The following is an 18,331-nucleotide window of genomic DNA, read 5'->3' as shown; positions in this document are numbered from 1 at the left end:
GTCCTCCGTTTAAAATATACATACAACGGCAACAAGCACCGCAATAAGCAGCTGCATATACCAGCCTGCCGTATCTCCTGTAATTCCGCCGAAATTCTTATATGTATAGCTTTTATACATAAATGCCGAGCCTACGCAAACAGCTCCGAGTATTATTCCTTTTATAAAGGCATGATCCATTACATATGCAATTATCAGAACAGCATACGCCAGACTGCTGAGTATTACCGCACCGTTATCGGCCGCACCGGAAACAGTATGCTGCATTCCGTCATTTTTTGCACCCTTCAGCATAACAAATGTAACTCCGCTCATGGCTCTTGCAAGGCAGAACATGGCTCCCGAAAGAAATACATTTTCCCTGTTCACAAGGCTAACAACGGCTGTCCAGAGCATTATATAAATAATTCCATATATAACCGCAAAAGCGCCTATATGCGAATCCTTCATAATCTCAAGCTTTCTCTGCGGTTCACCGTAGGAATGTATTGCATCGTTCACATCAAGAAAACCGTCCAGATGTATTCCGCCGTCAAGTATAAACGGAAGTGCCGCAAGCGTAAGAGTTCTGAATATTGACGAATCGGTTATTTTAAGCGAAACAAAAAACCATAAAATCCATATCAATCCATGAACAAGCCCAACCAGAGGGAAAAAGCACATGGTATATTTCATGTTTTCTTCCTTCCATTCTATATTCGGCATAGGAATTTTGGAGTATATCGAAAATGTCATAATCATTGACCTTAACACATCTTTTATATTGGCATTTTTGTTATTATCTTCAATTTCGTTCACGCTTATCCTCCTTAAGCACAACCGGTATACCGCAGACAACCTCATAAACACAGTCGGCCTTTTCCGCAAGCCTTCTGTTCAAATATCCGAGTATTTCAATGTATTTCATTGTTTCGGCACTGTAAGCCTCTCCGTCGGAAAATATCTCATTTGTAACAACGACCGCATAATCCGCTTTGTCCGAAAGCAAGCAAATATCCTCCGCAAGCTCTTCGGCAAAAGAATCAATATTGTTCTTCATTCCGTTTTCATCAAACATATTGTTTCCGAGATAATTGGACATACATTCAAATATCACTGCGGTATTTTTCGTATTATCGGAAATTTTTTCGTCCGAAATTCTTCCGTATATCTCCGCCGTTTCAAAGCCCTTATCCTTCCGCAGAAGCCTGTGCCGTTCTATCCTTTTTATACATTCGTCATCATATGGTCGCATAGTGGCTATATATATTTTTTCCTTTTTTCCGCTTTTTTCAATCAGACCTTCGGCAAAGGCACTTTTTCCGCTTGACGCTCCGCCTGTAACAAGAATAAACATATGTCCTCCTATTTATTGCCGTAATCAGTATATTTTCCGACATTGATATTTTCAAAGGTTATATTATTGGAATAAACCGCATCGGCATTATTGATAAGCGACATAAGCATTGCCGCACCTGTACCTTCGCCGAGAGCCATATCCGCATATATAACAGGTTTTAAGCCAAGCTTATCCAGAAGAAGACCGCAGGCAGGCTCCTTTCCCTTATGTGAGGCAATTACATAATCCTTTATATTCGGATTCAGTCCGACAGCCGCCAAAGCCGCAACAATCGTTATAACTCCGTCCAGAACGACAGGAATTTTATTTTTTGCACATCCGATAATAAATCCGGTAAGTGCCGCAATATCACCGCCTCCGACAGACGAAAGAACACCGATAACGTCGTTTTTATCCGGCTTATGGAACTCAACGGCACGTTTAACAGCATCTATTTTTCTTAAATAGCCTTCGTCCGAAATTCCCGCACCGTGGCCTGTTGCTGTTTCCGCATTGCAATCGGCAAGCACCGCACAGACAGCCGCAGAGGTTGTTGTGTTTCCGATACCCATTTCACCTATTCCGGCAATGTCGCAGCCATTCCGATAAAGTCTGTCGGCTATTTTTATTCCTTCCGCTATCGTCTTTACCGTATCGGAACGGCTCATTGCGTTTTCAGCACATATATTGCCTGTACCGTAAACAGCCTTATGTTTTTCCACACCGTTTACGTCCTTTAACATTCCCACATCATAAGGTATTACCTTTGTTCCGGAACATCTCGACATAAGGCATACGCTTGATGTTCCCTTTGCCATGTTTCCGGCAACGATAGCCGTAACACTGCTGTCTGTCTGAGAAACGCCTTCGGCAACAACCCCGTTGTCGGAGCACATGACAGCTATATATTTATTTTTAAGACTGAAATTTTCATCGTCCTTTATTCCGGCAATGCGTATAAACATGTCCTCAAAAAGTCCGAGCCCGTCTATAGGCTTGCCTATGTTGTCCCATTTATTTTTTGCTCTTTTTTCAGCCGCCAAGCTTACCGCTTGTATTTCTTTGGCTGTTTTTAAAAGCTGATCTTCATTCATTGTTTTTTCTCCAAGCACTGCATTTATCTAAAAATGTTTCAAGCATTTTGTCATTCGACTGCATATAAAAATGCGGAAAACCGCCGTAAAAGCTATCGGTCAGAGTTCCTTCCTCCCATGTATCTCCGTTAGATACCTTTGTGACCTTAAATCCGTTGCCTATACAGTCCGTTTCATAATAATGGAAGGAATGCACCGGAAACTCCTCGCCTTTTTTTCCTATAAGACAGTCATTTTTCAGCTTAAGTCTGCCATAACCGAAGTGCACAAGTCTTTTCTGCCTTGAGCATACTCCCTTTACGGCACCTACTGTTTTCCAAACCTTTCCGTCAATGTCCGCTATGCCTTCGCTCATATACATATATCCGCCGCATTCGGCAATGATCGGCATTTTGTTATTAAAGGCATTGCGTACAGCCTCAAGCATATTAGTATTTTCCGAAAGCTCCTCAGCATAAATTTCGGGATAGCCGCCGCATATATAAAGTCCGGACAAATTTTCCGGCAGTCCTTTATCATTGACCGGCGAAAATTTTATAACCTCAACTCTCATTTTTTCAAAGGCTCTTATGAGGTCATCATAAACAAATGAAAAAGCACAATCGCTTGTCAGTCCGATACGCAGACCATCATATTTTTTATAATTTTCATCATTTTCTATATCTTTTTTCGGTGCAGACATTGCTATTTTTATTATAGAATCCAAATCCAGAGTTTTCTCCAGAGTATCGGCAATATATTTTATTTTGCTGTTTATGTTTTCAAGCTCGTTCGGCGTTATAAGCCCCAGATGACGGCTTTCCAAAGATAAATTTTTGTCCGTAGGAATATAACCGCAGGGTATCAAACCGAGCCTTTTAACCTCTTCCACCGCAGATTTATACAGAACGGAGCTCATTCTATTGAATATAACTCCCTTAATATTTTCGCCCTTAGGCATATTTATAAAGCCGTTCACAATCGCCATTGCCGAATATCCACAAGCGGCCGCATCAACAACAAGTATCACCGGAGTATCTGTTATTTCCGCCGTTTCCGCACATGAGGCTTTGTCCGAAAAGCCTATGCCGTCGAAATATCCCATTGCTCCTTCTATCACAAGAATATCGCTGTTTTTCTCTGCCTCTGACGTCTGGTTTGCAATATACTTTTTATCGGACAGAAAGCCGTCCAGATTTCCCGTCGGTATTCCGAGAACGGCTCTGTGGAACATAGGATCAATATAATCCGGTCCGCTTTTAAATGCCGAAACATTCAGTGACCGTCTTTTAAAAAGCTCAATAAGTCCGCAAACTATCGTTGTTTTTCCGGCTCCGCTTTTTGTGCCGGCAAGCATAATCCGCATATGTTCCTCCCAAATTATAATGTTCCCTTAACAAGCCAGACAGGTGTTTCCGCTCTCATAATGTGATATTTTCCGAGCGGTTCGGCTGATGACACCGCTGTCTGCATTATTGAACTGTCTTTAATTACTCCGTCATTAATAAGCTGTAATGCCTGTCCGAAGGTTTCCGTTGTCGCACAGGAAATTACCACCCTAATTCCACTGTTTTCAAAACAGCCTGCTATTTCCGCAAGCTTTCCTTCGCTTCCGCCTATGAATACCGCAGACGGATAAGGAATATCGTTTTTAATTGCGTTTTTTATGCTTTCGGGTGCTTTTCCTCTTACAATCGAAACATTGTCGGCAGAAAATTTCTTTATGTTGGCACTTATGACCTCACAGGCCCTTTCCTTATATTCAAAAGCATATACCTTTCCTTCGGGAACAAGCCTTGAAAGCATTACCGAAACGCTTCCCGTTCCTGCACCGATATCATATATAATACTGTTTTCGCTTACATCAAACATGGAAACAACCGCATTTCTTACAGACGCCTTTGTCATCGGCGTATTGTTTCTTATAAACTCATCATCGGAAATATATCTCATTCGGTTCTCATAATTATTATTAATTATAAACAATGACTGGAGTGAATCCGTATCGTTTCCGTCATAGCTTTCAGGTGTTGTTTCTATTATTCTTTCATCGGGATAAGACAAACGACAGCCTATAAATACCTTGACAGCACCAAGTCCGTATTCGGTAAGGTGCTTAAGTATGTCGTTCACAGAGCCGTCCGTAAGCACGAATGTCTTTTTATGTGTTCTTACGGCAAAGGCAATATTCGCACTTCTTCCGTGAAGACTGACATTATATACATCCTCCCACGAAATGCCTATCTTTGCCGACATATAAGACAAGGACGAAACTCCCGGCATTATTTCAACACGCTCACCCAGTCTTTCTGCAAGCTTTTTTGCTCCGGAATAAAATCCGGTATCGCCGGACATAAGTATAACAGTTTTTCCTTCGTTTTTTTCTGCCTCTTCGGCTATCTTATCGGTATTGAAATGCTTGAATACCTTTGTTTTGTCGCTGATAAGTCCGTTTTCCTTGCAGGCGTCAACCATTCTTGACGCACCTATTATAAGGTCGCTGTTTCTTATTATTTCGGCTTTCTTTGATGAAATAAGGCTTATATCGCCCATACCGATACCGATTATATATATCTTTTCCTTTGGCTTTTCTTCCTTTATCTCTATTTTCTTTAATTCGGTGCTTTCGGCGCTGTTATCCATGTTTTCTCCGCTATCCCTTATAAGCTTGGCAACTGCCGCTTTTTCGCTCAAGCCTTCCTCTTTCGGACGTCTTACAACTATTACATTACAGCCGCATTTTTTTGCCGCAGAAAGCTTTTCCGCAAGGCCGCCGGCTCTTCCGCTGTCCTTGGTAACAAGTATACGGCTTTCGGTTCTTTCTATTGTGTCTATGTTTTCAGCCTCACTGAAAGGCCCTTTTCCTGTTATGATATGACTTCGGTCATATCCCATTTCGCATAAAGCGGCAACCGTCTGTTCATCGGGAAGTGTCCTTAAATATACCCTGTTTTGAAAATCATTCAGCTTTGTATAGTCTGCGGCATTTTTGCTTCCTGTCGTAACAAGAATATTGCCTTCCATACTGTTCAATATGTTTACAGCCTCTTCAAAGCTTTCGGTTACAACCGCATCATCATCTATCGGTACGCTTTCCCTTACAACTCGTATATATTCACAGCCGATTCTTTCGCAGGCAGTTCTTACGTTGTCCGTTACCTCTCTTGCATACGGGTGCGTTGCATCATAGACATATTCGAAGCCTTCATTCTTTAATACCTGTTCTATCTCCTGTTCGTCAAGTCTTCCTTCTCTCAGCTCAATACTGCTCAGACATTCCAGCCCTTCACAGCCCTGTGCCGTTGCAACAAAAACAGTACAGTTTATTCCGTAAACGTCACATACCATTGCTATATGGCGTCCTTCTGTTGTTCCCGCAAATAAAGCCATTTTCATTTTGTATCATAGCCTCTTTTCGTAAGCATAATTTTTCTTACATCATCAAGCTCGGTTGTTTTGTTTCCTATAAATACTGTTGTGAACATATCCGCCTCATAATCCTTAAGCCTACCTAAGGTCATAAGCTCGGACATTTCGCCTTCTCTTCCTATATTACGCACAACTCCGCAGGCAGTATTTTCGTCCAATGTTTCAAGAAGTATTTCACAAGCACGTTTCAAATAATCCTTTCTTACTCTGCTTGAAGGATTGTAAAGGCATATAACAAAATCGCCTTCAGCCGCCATACGAAGTCTTTTTTCTATCTTTTCCATAGGTGTGAGCCAGTCGCTTAAGCTTATACAGCAGAAATCGTGCATAAGCGGTGCTCCGAGAACAGCCGCACCCGATGCCGCCGCAGTAACTCCGGCTATCACCCTTACATTGACATTGGAATAGTCCTTTGAAAGCTCCAGAATAAGTCCTGCCATGCCGTATATTCCCGAATCACCACTGCATATCATTGCCGTTGTTTTTCCGTTTTCGGCAGACTCAAGGGCAAGAATACATCTTTCCTTTTCCTTTCTCATCGGTGTTACTATCCATTCCTTATTCGGAAAGCTGTCCTTCACAAGCTCCGCATAGGTAGTGTATCCGGCAAGCACATCGCATTTTTCCAAAACCTTATAGGCTTCTATTGTCATTCCTTCAATACCTCCAGGGCCTATTCCTACAACATATAAATCAGTTTTCAAAATCTATTCCTCTTTTCTTATCAGCAAGTGCAACCGTTACCGAGTTATAAACCTTTTTGTGCATAATCAGCTCTCCGTCGGAACAGCGTACGGCACTCCGTTCACATACACTGCCGACTCCCGTTATGCTCTGCACAAATTCCGATTCAGTAAAATCTCCTTCAACCGCTTTAAGTTCTTCGGCAGTATAGGTATAAAACGGAATTTTATATTTTCCGCAAAGCTCATTTATGCCACTTTCGTTTTTCTTCAAATCTATGCTTGAAACACATTTAAGTGCTTTTATATTCAAATCTATTTCTTTAAATGCCGACAAAACAGCATTCTCTATATCTGCAAAACCAGTGTTTTTCCGACAGCCTATGCCACAGTATATCGTTCTCGGCACAAGCTTTAATGTATTTTCAAATAAATTTTCTGTATTATTTTTATCCGAAATAACAATACCGTTTTTCGGTACTGCTTCCCATTTATCAATAAGTCCCTTCGGCAAAGCTCCCGTTACCGGATAATCAGAAACAACACCTATTCTTTCGCCTTCAAGCAGTGCCGCAGAAATTTTCTTTGCCGCCTTCATATCCGAAATAAACATATCGTTTTTTTCTGCGAAAACATCAACGGCAAAAAGGCCTCTGCCGTCGGTTGCCGTCGTTATGACAGGCTCGGCAGATATTTTTTCCGCAAGCTCCTCGGTAAGCTCATTTGCTCCGCCGATATGCCCCGAAAGGAGAGAAATCGCAAAGCGTCCGTTTTCATCAACTACCGTAACGGCACAATCAGTTCTTTTGTCGTTTACATACGGTGCAATAAGTCTTACGGCAATTCCGCAGGAAGACACAAATATAATACCGTCTGCCTCCGAAACCAATTCAGCCATACATTCGGATATTTTTCTCTTTTCGGACAGCTCACCCAATGCCGAGCATTTAACAAAAACACTGCATTCATGCTCTGTCATTTTTTCTTTTATTTTCAACGCAAGCTCATAGCCCCTTCTGCTAAAGGCAACAGCAAAAAGCCTCATATCATTTTGTACCCCTTCTGTATTTGGTCGTAAACTCTCCGTCATAAAGATTTGAGCGTGAATATTCATTTCCGAGCACCTTTCCTACTATAATAAGTGCCGTCTTTGTTATGTTTTCCTTTTTCATTGTTTCTTCAAGCCTGCCGAGTGTTGTAACAAACTTTTTTTCATCACTCCATGACGCTTTATAAACAACTGCCGCCGGAGTATCGGGCGAATATCCGCCTTCTATCAGCTCCTTCTGCACCTTTCCGACAAGGCCAGAGGAAAGGAACAGCACCATTGTGCTCTGATGTGACGCAAAGGATTTTAGCTTTTCTCCTTCCGGCACCGGCGTTCTGCCTTCCGCCCTTGTTATTATAAGGCTTTGTGAAACATCGGGAAGTGTATATTCAATTCCAAGCGTAGCCGCCGCCGCAAAGAACGAGCTTACTCCCGGACATATATCGTATTTTATTCCGAGCCTTTCCAGCTCATCTATCTGTTCTCTTATAGCACCGTAAATAGACGGATCACCCGTATGCAGTCTTACGGTTTCCAAGCCATTTTCTTCTGCGGAAACCATTTCGGCAATTACCTCTTCGAGCGTCATATAGGCACTGTTGAATATTTTGCAGTCTTTTTTTGCATATTCCAGAAGCTCAGGATTTACAAGCGATCCGGCATATATAACGACATCTGCATTTTCAAGCAGTCTTTGACCTCTTACCGTTATAAGATCCACAGCACCCGAGCCGGCGCCGACAAAATGTATCATCGCTTTTCCTCCTTTATTTTTCCGATTATCCGTTCAATATTTCCACATGAGCATAGCTTTCCGTATTTCTCCGAAAACATGACTATGCCGCAGTTCACATTTTTTCCTGCTCTTGACGATATGTGCTTATAAGCCGCTTTTGCTATGCTGTCCATGGTTTTTTCAAATATTTTGTATTTCTTAAGCACATCTATCATTTCATCTGTATTTATACAGTCCATTATTTTTTCTGCGGCTGTCCTGTCACCGCCGTTAAGCACCGCATGGATAGCCATTATTTCAGCTCTTCCATCTGCGACCTTTGAATGTGTATTCATTATCCCGGCGGCAGTTTTCACAAGCTTTCCGATATTTCCTATTAACAGCATATTTTCAAAACCATATGCAGAAACAAAATCCAATGTGTGGCCTATATAGTTACTGCATTTCACTGCTCCGTCGGTATCAAGTCCGAGGTATTCCTGTGCATAGGAAATTCCGTAATTTCCAGGTGTAACAAGAAGTGATTTTTTGCCGAAAAATGACATTTGCTTTATTTCCGTTTCTATTGTATCTATTATTGCCTGTTCGCTCATAGGCTCAAGTATTCCGCTTGTTCCGAGTATGGATATTCCGCCGATTATGCCAAGCTTCGGATTAAATGTTTTTTCCGCAAGCTCTCTTCCGTCCGGAACGGATATTGTAACGGTAACAGGCTTTTCGTTTCCGTTCATCGACTCCCTTACTGCCGAAAATATCATTTTTCTCGGCACAACATTTATTGCCGCCATACCGACAGGCTGTTCAAGTCCTTTTTTTGTTACTCTTCCTACTCCTTCGCCACCGGAAAGATATATGTTGTCCTCAACGAAATCGGTTTCGGCATTGCCTTTGACAAGCCTTACCTCGGCACATATTTCCGTTCCGTTGGTAACATCGGGATCATCGCCGCTGTCCTTAAAAACCGACGCACAGACTCCGTACTTATCTATACGCTTTATATTTACCTTAAGCTCCGTTCTTATGCCCTTCGGAGTATCAATAAATATACTTTCCGGAATTTTTCCGCAAAAAAGTACCTCCGCCGCCGCCTTTGCAGCAGCGGCAGCGCAGGTACCCGTTGTTACTCCGCATCTTAACCTTTTTCCATTTTTAAGAACATAATCTCTCATGCTTATTCCTTATCTCTAACGATTATTGTTGTAAAATATCCGGCATTCTCGTCTATTTTTTCGATACTGTCGTATACCGTTTCAGTTTCCATTGTGCAGTCGGTAACCGCTCCGGCATCAATAAGTCCGTTCTTTTCCATTTCCAAAAGCTTATGCTTTACCTCACCAAGGCGGCTTGCGGATTTCATAAGCACTCTTGTTCCTTTTACTGTGAGCATATCGTCATTGTCATATGCCGCAGGATAAATATGTATGGATTCCTTATTCTTCGCAAGGTTTATGCCAAGTCTTCCTGCAACGGCACAAAATGACGTAACTCCGTTTACTATCTCGGCATAATATCCGTCAGCCTTAATTCTCGAATGTATGCCCATATATGTTGAATACACCGTCGGATCTCCGAGATTCAAAAAAGCGACATCGTCGCCCTTTTCGAGAGCCTCTTCAATGTCCCTAATACCTTTTTCATAGGCTTTTTTCAATACTATTCTGTCCCTAGTCATAGGCACGGGAACAGGTATTATTTTTTTACAGCTTACATTTGCGGTCTTTTTTGCAATCTGATATGCAGTGCATTTTTCTATCGTTTCCGTCGGTATGGCTATTGCACCGCATTCGTTAATAACTCTTACCGCCTTAACCGTCATAAGCTCCGGATCTCCCGGTCCAACACCGACGCCGAAAAGTCGTCCTCTAACCATTTTATTTAATCATTCCTTCTGTTCTTTTAATCAGATGTTTACGGAAAGCTTCATATTCGCCGAGTCCTTTTATAACGCACTCAGCCTTTCCGCCTGCCTCCGTAACCTTAGTATAAAACGAATCTTCATTTCCTGCCATATCATTTTTTGCATGATCTCCGGCAACAATCATAAGAGGCTGTATAACAACAGGCTTTTTCATATCAACATTTTTAATAACATTATCTATCAGCAGTTCACCTTCAACAGTTGCAATTCTTACGTTAGCCATACCGTTTTCGGCAAAGGCCTTATTGAGCTCACTGTATCTTTCGTCCGCCTCGTGGTCTGTTCCATGGCCCATAAGTATATATTCGTGTCCGTCGTCAAAGCCGATTATTTCCCTAAGCACAGGCACAAGCGCTTCGCAATCGTCAGGGTTTTCTATTATCGGTTTGCCTATATCAACCGACTTAAAGCGTGTCCTGTTTTTTTCGGCAAGAGCCGTCAGCTTATTGTATTCTATTCCGTTTATTATGTTGGTCGGAACGATATAGACCTCGGATATTCCGTCAGAATATATTTTGTCCAGCGCTTCCTCTGCTGACATTATGCTCATACCGTATTTTTCATTCAGCTTGCGTCTTACGGTCGGGCTTGTATATGCGCTGTAAAAGCCATATCCGCCGAAATGCTCATGTATATCCTTTTCTATCATTCCTATGCTTTTTTCGCCGGATTGCTTATCCGCAACGCCAAAGCTTACTGTCAATATTCCCTTCATTATTTATCTCCTGTTTTTTTAATTTGCCAATTGTCTCTTTAATTCATCTACCGAATATTCATAATCGGCATCTATTCCCTCGCCATGTATGTTTTTTCCGTCGGGCATAAGCCATGTGAAGGCGGTTGCATTTAGATAAAATCCATTTTTAAGCGGTATTGTTATCTGTCCAATGCCCTTTCCGAAGGTCGTGTCACCCATAAGGATAACATTATCCAGATTGCCCTTCAATGCTCCTATCAATATTTCCGCCGCTGATGCCGTTTCGGAATTTTGCAATATTATTATTTTATCAAACTTAAGCATCGCATCATTCTCGGTCTTTACTGTTTTGTCAAACGTGCCGTTCAGTGTATGCTCTGAATAAATAATGCTGTCCTTATCCAAAAATATTTCGGCTATTTCTTCTGCCGAATCGACATATCCACCGGGATTGTTACGCAAGTCCAGAATAAGATTTTTATAGTTCGTAAGCTTATCCGCATTATCATAAACAAACTCCGACGACTCATCGGTAAAATTGGTTATGTTTAAATATGCCGTATCACAGTTATAGGGTGCAAACCTACAGCTTGCGCCTCTTGCACTCTCTCTTTCGCTACTGTAGATATATTGATAAGGAAGATACAGATATGTATAATCATCACCGCTTATTTCATAAAGCTTATCAATAAAAACGCTTATAACCGCATCGTCAAAATATTTTCCGATATCGGCATTTTCCTCGTCAAGCTCCCAGTCTACAAGCTCCTGAAGGCTCGACTGATATATATATGTTTTTGTAAACATTGTCTTAAACGCAATATAATCAAAATTTGAATATATTAAAAAACCGAGAACCGTCGCAAGAACGATTGTTAAAATCACAAATACGTTCCTTGTTTTTTCTGCCTTTAAGAGCTTTTTCTCGATCAGATTTATATGTTCGGTTATCTGCTCACCGTTTTCAAAAAGTAGATACTCGTTGTTTTCTTCGTCAATATATGTATTCATAAAATCACCGCCAATACTTTTTATTGAATTATATCATTGCGATATGAATATTTCATTAAAAATAACGTAATTTTTTAAGTATATTGGGGCTTTTTCCAGCCCTCCGCAAAGCTTTAAAAAGTTTTTGGTATTGAATTTTGAATTTAGTATTAATTAGTATAGCCAAGGTGGTAACGGGGGACAGAAGTCCCCGGTATATTGATTACTTTCGTAAACAAAAGCGTTTTTTAACCACCACATAATGGCAGAAGCATTTCGCTCCCACGCGACTTGCAGAGTCGCAAAATAATTGTAATATTACTGATAAATAAAATATCTATTTTCTTATTAATCGCACGTGTGCCGCTCCGTCCTCTTCCGTCACTACGGCATTAACACCGTAAACCTCCCTAACAGTCTTTTCCGTAAGCACATCATTAGGCTTTCCGAAAGCATAAATCTTTGAGCCCTTCAGTACAAGCACCTTATCGGCATAAAGCGACGTAAGATTTAGATCGTGTATGGACATAAACACACCAAGATTTTTATTTTTTGCCAGATCCGTTATGAGTTCCAGTGTAAACATCTGGTTTTGCAGGTCAAGACTGCTTGTCGGCTCATCAAGAATTATTATTTCCGGCTCCTGTGCCAAAGCTATTGCAATAAAAACCCGCTGTCGCTCTCCGCCACTCATCTCGTTTATGTTCTTAAAGGCGAATTTCTGCAGGTTCAGCTTTTCTATAAGGTCAAAAACAATGTCCTTATCCTCTGTTCTTATTCTTCGTCCGGCAAAGGATATCCTTCCGAGCATTATTGTGTCAATTACGTTCATAGAAAACACATTATTGTTATACTGCGGAACATATCCAATTTTTTTTGCAACCATCGCTGGTGTCATGTTTGCTATATTTTCTCCGTTTATTGTAATTTTTCCGCTGCTCGGAGTAAGTATATGGTTTATACATTTCAAAAGCGTTGTTTTTCCCGTACCGTTGGGGCCCAAAAGGAATATGCTTTCACCGTTATTAAGCTCAAAGCTAATATCCGAGAGTATTTCTCTTTCTTTATTATAGCTGAAGCTTACATTATCAACAATAAGACTCATTTATATATTCCCCCTTTTGCTCTTTAAAATAAGACTTACAAAAAGAGGAACTCCAAGGAAGGAAACAACGATACCGACCGGAATACTTACCGGCGAAAGTATTGTTTTTCCTATTGCATCGGATGCCATAAGCAGCATTGAGCCTGTTACGGCCGAAAACGGTATAAGAAACTTATGGTCATTGCCGACAAGCATTCTTGCTATATGCGGAGCAACAAGACCGACAAAGCCGATAACGCCTGTAAAGCTTATTACAGCCGCAGTCATAAATACCGACATTGCAAACATAAGCGTTCTTATTCTTTTGGGATTTAAGCCCAGTGTTTTTACAAGCTCATCATCACCCGATGCCATTGCATTAAGACGGAGATAATTCACCATTATAACAATCGAGCATATAAGAACAATTACTCCGGAAAATGCTACATCCTTCCAGACCGTTCCGTTGAATGTTCCGAATGTCCACTGTACAACGGCAGCAAGCTTATGCTCCTGTGCAAAAAACTCTATTGTCGATGTAAGTGCACTGAAAAAATAATTCAGCGCTATACCTGTGAGTACTATTGTTTCCGCACCCATACCGACTTTATTAGCAATAGCGTACACAACCGCCATACATAATATGGCGGCTGCAAATGCACAGAGTATAATACCTAATTCGCTTCTTAAGAATGCTCCAGATGCAAAAACAATGCACATGGAAGCTCCAAAGGCTGCGGCAGAAGAAATACCCATGGTAAATGAACTTACAAGCGGATTTCTTGTAACTGCCTGCATGGCGACACCTGAAACAGAAAGTCCCATTCCGGCAACAATGGCTATGGCTATTCTCGGAAGACGCATAAGAACGATTATCTTATATGCCTTCATATCCTCGCCTATTCCTGCCTTAATGCTTCCGTTAAACCATGCGCCTATTGCCGAAACTACCTGCGAAAAGCTTGTATCGGCAACACCGAGTGTAACAAAATAAAGTCCGCATATGAGCATAACAACTATGCTAACGATAAGAATTATTATCTTTTTTCTGTTATTACTCTCATATTCTTTTCTGATATCATAAGACTCTGTATTTTTCATGATTAATCCTCAAATGTATATGCAGGATATGTATGTCCTTCAATGTAGTCAAGCTTCTGATATTTTTCAAGCCAGTCTCTGAATACTTCTTCGGGATGAAGATCGGGAAGAAGATCGGGATAGAGGAATTTAGCGATATACATACAGCCTACAAGCTTTGATGCACCGCCATGAACATAGTGTGAAAGAAGAAGAATGTTGTCGTTCTTTACAGCGTCGATTTCGTCCCAGCCCGGTCTGCTGATAAGCTCTTCTTTAATTGCCTGATGCTCCTCAAGTGTAGGAGGATAGTATGATGAATACACATCGGGTGCCGAAACCTTAACGATATATTCGGGATTTGCGGCAATAACTGCCTCTGATTCAACCTCTACGTTCTGTGAATCTTTAAATACGTTGTCTGCTCCTGCGTATTCAACCATGTAATAGAAGAAGTTTCCGGGAATTGTTGTGTTTCCTTCTCTTCTGTATTCAAAGTAAAGTGTTTTCTTTTCAACACCTTCGAGCTGTTTATTGATGTAATCAAGCTTGTCCATGAAGTAATGCTTAAGCTCGTCAGCATTTTCTTCCTTGCCGAATACCTGTCCTAAAAGGTCGCAGCTCTTTTCAAACTGATCTGTGTAGTATGCGTCACAAACAACAACCTTGATTCCGAAAGGCTCAAGCTGCTGTTCAGCCTCTTCGTATGTACCGTTGCCTGTGAGGATAAGTACTTCGGGAGCAAGCTCAATGATTTTTTCGTAATTAAGCTCTTTCTGGCTCTGTCCGATTACCATGTCTTCCGTAAATTTGTTTTTCCAAGATTCTTTATCCTGATAAATGTTATAATCAACACCGATTACGCAGTCAAGTGCGTCAATAGCGTTGATAATTTCTGTGTTATAAGCGTTTGCAACAACAGCCTTTGTTACAGGGTCGGGAATCTCTACCTCACGGCCGATGCTGTCGATAACCACCTGTGTTTCGCTTGCTGTGCTGTCGTCATTTGTGTCCTCTGCCTTTGTTTCTGTTGTGTTTGATGATGAAGAACATCCTGTCATTGCCGACATAGCAAAAATCATTGCTAAAAGTAAAGCAACGAGCTTTGTGATTTTAAAATTTGATTTCATACATTACCTCCAATAATTTAATTTAAAAGTTACTGTTTAAAAATTTTTATGTCCCTTCAATCACTCCTTTTGTGCAGTTAAAAACGGGCATAAAAATAACACCCATCTTCAATCCCCAAGATTTGCATTCATAATAATCTGTTAAGGCAGGTCTCCTGGCTTCCCGTCATCCTAATATGCTTTGAACCTTCCCAACATACGTCAGTGGCTAACCGAAACGGTTAAAAAGCAATTCGTCAGAGTTACAGTAGTGGGTGCTGTTACGGATTTTCACCGTATTCCCTATTCTCTTTTTGTTACAAAAGCACCTTAACATACATATTAAATTATTGTGTATACAAATTTATTGTATTACGTAATGTCTGTAATGTCAAACATTATATAATTAAATCTGACAGCATTCTCCAAAAACAAAAAGCCGTACCTAAGGTGTAGCAATACACCAGGTACGGCCAAAAATTTTTATGTAATTATGCTTTACGTTCCTTTGCTTCGGCAATCAATTTTACTATTTCTTTTACCGTAAAGCCAGATGTTAAAATAACCTCGTTAAGCTCTTTAAGCTCTTTATCCTCCAACTGTTTTTCAAGCTCGTTTATATCCTTTTCAACCTGCTTTAATTCTTCCTTAAGTTCTTCTTTTTTAACCTTTGCTGCCTCTAATTTTTCTTCTAATGTCTCATCTTTAAATGTTGTCATAACTATCACTCCTTTTGCCCATTATAATAGTTATTCGGTGTATATTTTTCAAGTATAGTTTCTAACAAATGTGAATCAATAAAATTGTGCAGTTTTGTATGGTATAAGTATATTATCTGTGTATTTTACGTAAAGTTATTTTCAAAAGTTTAAATTTTTTCATTTTCGAAACCGCCTGTATAAAATATTATGCCCCTTTCATCAAAAATAAAAGAGGCATACAAATTTTCAGTTTTTATATTTTCAAATTAATTAAAATATCCGTAACCGTATTTTTTACCGGCACCGCCATTTGGTTTGATAACAAATATAAGCACAATACCAAATATTATAAGCAATCCGCTCAATGCCTGGCTGACTCTTATGGGACTTCCGAGAAGATAAAGGCTGTCGGTTCTCAAGCCTTCGATCCATATTCTTCCCAAGCCGTAAAGCACAAAATACATCGGAAGTATTCTTCTTTTAAGCTTTCCTTTTTTCCTCAATGTCATAAGTATTATTATGACTCCGACATTCCAGAGTGCCTCATACATAAATGTAGGATGCACCTGTATATATTCAACTCCGTTCACCGTTACCGTATGAGCAAGAATGTCATCTGTCAGATTTCCGCTTGAAACCTGACTTAGCTTATATCTCATTGCAAAAAGTCCGTCTGTATATCCGCCGAAAGCCTCTCTGTTAAAGAAATTTCCGAAACGTCCTATTGCCTGTCCGATAGGTACAGACGGTGCAATAACATCTGCCATTGCCCAGAAATCCAGATTTCGCCTTTTTGTAAAGAATATTCCGAATATAATCGCCGCAATTATTCCGCCGTATATCGCAAGACCGCCTTCACGCAGATTAAATATCTCCAATGGATTATCCTTATACATCTCCCATTCAAATATTACATAATAAAGTCTTGCGCCTATAATACAGAAAATAATTCCGTATAACATAAAATCGGAAATATCCTCCGGATTTCCGCCGATACTCTTCATATATCTCATCGCAATATATGTTGCCAGTATTATTCCGCCACCTATCAATATTCCATACCAATATACATCAATACCAAAAAGCGAAAACGCCACACGGCTCAAAGAATTTATCTCTATTCCTAAATTCGGGAACCATACATCAGGCATATTTATTACCTCCGATACAAATTTTGCGGACAAATACAATCCGTAAAACCGATTTTACCACATATTCCCGAACAATACAAATCATTTGCCGTATATTCCCGTTCCGCATACATTCTCTGTCTTTTCTGCGGCATAATAAATATCTCTTTCTCTTATTGATTTAATCATTGATATTATCTCCGGTGCCGTCAGCCTTTCCTTATTCCATTCGCTTTGTGCTGTTATACATATATGTGTATCGTCAAGTGCCTTCATTACCTCTCCGAGCAGTCGTTTTACCGCTCTGTCAAAGGCTATGCTGTCTACTCTGCCACCGTAAACAAAGCTTTGCAAAGTTCTATTTATTATTTTGACTATCTCTTCCGGTTTTTCCGACCAGCCGCTTACGGTAAGTATTCCGCCATTTTCAGATATATATGCCACAGACGGAGCTTCGGTGCAAATACCTTTTCCGCTCATTTCGGCAAAAGCTTCCGAGCTTTCCGAAAACAGCATATCACCGAGTATTCTATATAAAAATCCGGCTTTAATTTTTCCGCAGCCGATATTTGCCGGAAATGCCGCCGTATATGACGGAACATTATTGCTACCGACTACTTTTTTTGTACCGCCAACAGCATTATATCTTCGGTTTATCCTCATCATACTGCTGTTTTCCGTATTTATACCGTTCTCGGTTATTTTTATTATTCTTTCCGCATCTACATTTCCGGCACAAACGACCGTCATATTTTCTGGCGTATAGAATGCCTTATGGAATGTATAAAGTGTATCGGCATTTATTTTCTGAATGCTTTCCACACTTCCGGCTATTTCCTCCGAAACCGGACTGTTCGGATAAAGCATCGACAATGCCGCAAAATATGACTGCCAAGACGGATCATCTGCATACATTTTTATTTCCGAGGCTATTATTTTCTTTTCCGTTTCAAGCTCATTATTTCTGAAATACGGCTTTTGAACAAAATCCAAAAGGAGTTTAAAACATTCCTCAAAATTTTCTGCCGTCCGAAAATAATAAACCGTCTTTCCGCTGTCGGTAAAGGCATTGGATTCGGCACCAAGCTCTGTAAATTTTTCGCTGACACTGCCGTAGCTCTGTTCAAACATTCTGTGCTCGACAAAATGAGCCGTTCCCAAAGGAACAGAGTATATTCCTCCGTCAAGCTTAAACTCCGTATCGCATGAACCGGCATTGAACACAACTGCGGCTGTTTTTATTTTCCGCTTTTTAGGTATTACATACAGCTTAAGTCCGTTTGAAAAATGCTTATATATTGTTTCATAATTTGTTCCGCAATCAAGCCTTACCAC

General features: G+C 40.5%; 18 protein-coding genes and 1 riboswitch. All 18 genes read right to left on the bottom strand.

Annotation, left to right across the window (positions count from 1 at the left end; translation table 11 throughout):
- Nucleotides 1-9: 9 nt before the first annotated feature.
- On the bottom strand, nucleotides 10-798 hold the full coding sequence (locus KQI66_RS08680; RefSeq protein WP_216428620.1) for an adenosylcobinamide-GDP ribazoletransferase: 789 nt from the start codon (nucleotides 796-798) through the stop codon (nucleotides 10-12).
- Complete coding sequence (locus tag KQI66_RS08675; RefSeq protein ID WP_216428618.1) at nucleotides 785-1,336, bottom strand: bifunctional adenosylcobinamide kinase/adenosylcobinamide-phosphate guanylyltransferase; 552 nt, start codon at nucleotides 1,334-1,336, stop codon at nucleotides 785-787. Before KQI66_RS08675 ends, KQI66_RS08680 begins: the two co-directional genes overlap by 14 nt.
- 8 nt (nucleotides 1,337-1,344) lie before the next feature.
- On the bottom strand, nucleotides 1,345-2,412 hold the full coding sequence (cobT, locus tag KQI66_RS08670; RefSeq protein ID WP_216428616.1) for a nicotinate-nucleotide--dimethylbenzimidazole phosphoribosyltransferase: 1,068 nt from the start codon (nucleotides 2,410-2,412) through the stop codon (nucleotides 1,345-1,347).
- Entirely contained in the window at nucleotides 2,405-3,757 is a 1,353-nt protein-coding gene (locus tag KQI66_RS08665; protein WP_216428614.1) for a cobyrinate a,c-diamide synthase, read from the bottom strand. Before KQI66_RS08665 ends, cobT begins: the two co-directional genes overlap by 8 nt.
- Nucleotides 3,758-3,771: 14 nt before the next feature.
- Complete coding sequence (gene cobK, locus KQI66_RS08660; protein ID WP_216428612.1) at nucleotides 3,772-5,787, bottom strand: precorrin-6A reductase; 2,016 nt, start codon at nucleotides 5,785-5,787, stop codon at nucleotides 3,772-3,774.
- A complete protein-coding gene (gene cobJ, locus KQI66_RS08655) occupies nucleotides 5,784-6,524 on the bottom strand; it encodes a precorrin-3B C(17)-methyltransferase (protein WP_216428610.1) in 741 nt (246 codons plus the stop codon). Before cobJ ends, cobK begins: the two co-directional genes overlap by 4 nt.
- The gene (locus KQI66_RS08650) at nucleotides 6,514-7,548 is read right to left on the bottom strand and encodes a cobalt-precorrin 5A hydrolase (protein WP_216428608.1); all 1,035 of its coding nucleotides are present in this window, start codon (nucleotides 7,546-7,548) and stop codon (nucleotides 6,514-6,516) included. The genes cobJ and KQI66_RS08650 overlap by 11 nt, the downstream gene beginning before the upstream one ends.
- 1 nt (nucleotide 7,549) lies before the next feature.
- Complete coding sequence (cobM, locus tag KQI66_RS08645) at nucleotides 7,550-8,305, bottom strand: precorrin-4 C(11)-methyltransferase (RefSeq protein WP_216428606.1); 756 nt, start codon at nucleotides 8,303-8,305, stop codon at nucleotides 7,550-7,552.
- Entirely contained in the window at nucleotides 8,302-9,456 is a 1,155-nt protein-coding gene (cbiD, locus tag KQI66_RS08640; RefSeq protein ID WP_216428604.1) for a cobalt-precorrin-5B (C(1))-methyltransferase CbiD, read from the bottom strand. The genes cobM and cbiD overlap by 4 nt, the downstream gene beginning before the upstream one ends.
- Before the next feature lie 2 nt (nucleotides 9,457-9,458).
- A complete protein-coding gene (gene cobI, locus KQI66_RS08635; protein ID WP_216428602.1) occupies nucleotides 9,459-10,157 on the bottom strand; it encodes a precorrin-2 C(20)-methyltransferase in 699 nt (232 codons plus the stop codon).
- 1 nt (nucleotide 10,158) lies between these two features.
- A complete protein-coding gene (locus tag KQI66_RS08630; protein ID WP_216428601.1) occupies nucleotides 10,159-10,920 on the bottom strand; it encodes a sirohydrochlorin cobaltochelatase in 762 nt (253 codons plus the stop codon).
- An 18-nt stretch (nucleotides 10,921-10,938) separates the two neighbouring features.
- Nucleotides 10,939-11,913 carry a S41 family peptidase gene (locus tag KQI66_RS08625; RefSeq protein WP_216428599.1) on the bottom strand — a complete coding sequence of 325 codons (975 nt, stop codon included), beginning with the start codon at nucleotides 11,911-11,913 and terminating at the stop codon, nucleotides 10,939-10,941.
- Nucleotides 11,914-12,229: 316 nt separating this feature from the next.
- On the bottom strand, nucleotides 12,230-12,997 hold the full coding sequence (locus tag KQI66_RS08620) for an ABC transporter ATP-binding protein (protein WP_216428597.1): 768 nt from the start codon (nucleotides 12,995-12,997) through the stop codon (nucleotides 12,230-12,232).
- Nucleotides 12,998-14,077, bottom strand: a complete 1,080-nt coding sequence (locus tag KQI66_RS08615; RefSeq protein ID WP_216428595.1) for a FecCD family ABC transporter permease — start codon at nucleotides 14,075-14,077, stop codon at nucleotides 12,998-13,000.
- Between the two features lie 2 nt (nucleotides 14,078-14,079).
- Nucleotides 14,080-15,186: an ABC transporter substrate-binding protein gene (locus tag KQI66_RS08610; RefSeq protein ID WP_216428593.1), complete on the bottom strand. Its 1,107-nt coding sequence runs from the start codon at nucleotides 15,184-15,186 to the stop codon at nucleotides 14,080-14,082.
- Between the two features lie 128 nt (nucleotides 15,187-15,314).
- A riboswitch (cobalamin riboswitch) is annotated at nucleotides 15,315-15,513 on the bottom strand.
- A gap of 143 nt (nucleotides 15,514-15,656) precedes the next feature.
- Nucleotides 15,657-15,884 carry a hypothetical protein gene (locus KQI66_RS08605; RefSeq protein WP_216428591.1) on the bottom strand — a complete coding sequence of 76 codons (228 nt, stop codon included), beginning with the start codon at nucleotides 15,882-15,884 and terminating at the stop codon, nucleotides 15,657-15,659.
- A gap of 248 nt (nucleotides 15,885-16,132) precedes the next feature.
- Nucleotides 16,133-17,017, bottom strand: a complete 885-nt coding sequence (gene lgt / locus KQI66_RS08600; protein ID WP_216428589.1) for a prolipoprotein diacylglyceryl transferase — start codon at nucleotides 17,015-17,017, stop codon at nucleotides 16,133-16,135.
- Nucleotides 17,018-17,098: 81 nt separating this feature from the next.
- Nucleotides 17,099-18,331 carry an EF-P 5-aminopentanol modification-associated protein YfmH gene (yfmH, locus tag KQI66_RS08595; RefSeq protein ID WP_330655102.1) on the bottom strand — a complete coding sequence of 411 codons (1,233 nt, stop codon included), beginning with the start codon at nucleotides 18,329-18,331 and terminating at the stop codon, nucleotides 17,099-17,101.

The sequence above is a fragment of the Anaerotignum sp. MSJ-24 genome, from assembly GCF_018918145.1.
Classification (GTDB): domain Bacteria; phylum Bacillota; class Clostridia; order Lachnospirales; family Anaerotignaceae; genus Metalachnospira.
The sequence above is the reverse complement of the archived record's forward strand: the minus strand, read 5'-3'. Positions and strand labels throughout refer to the sequence as shown.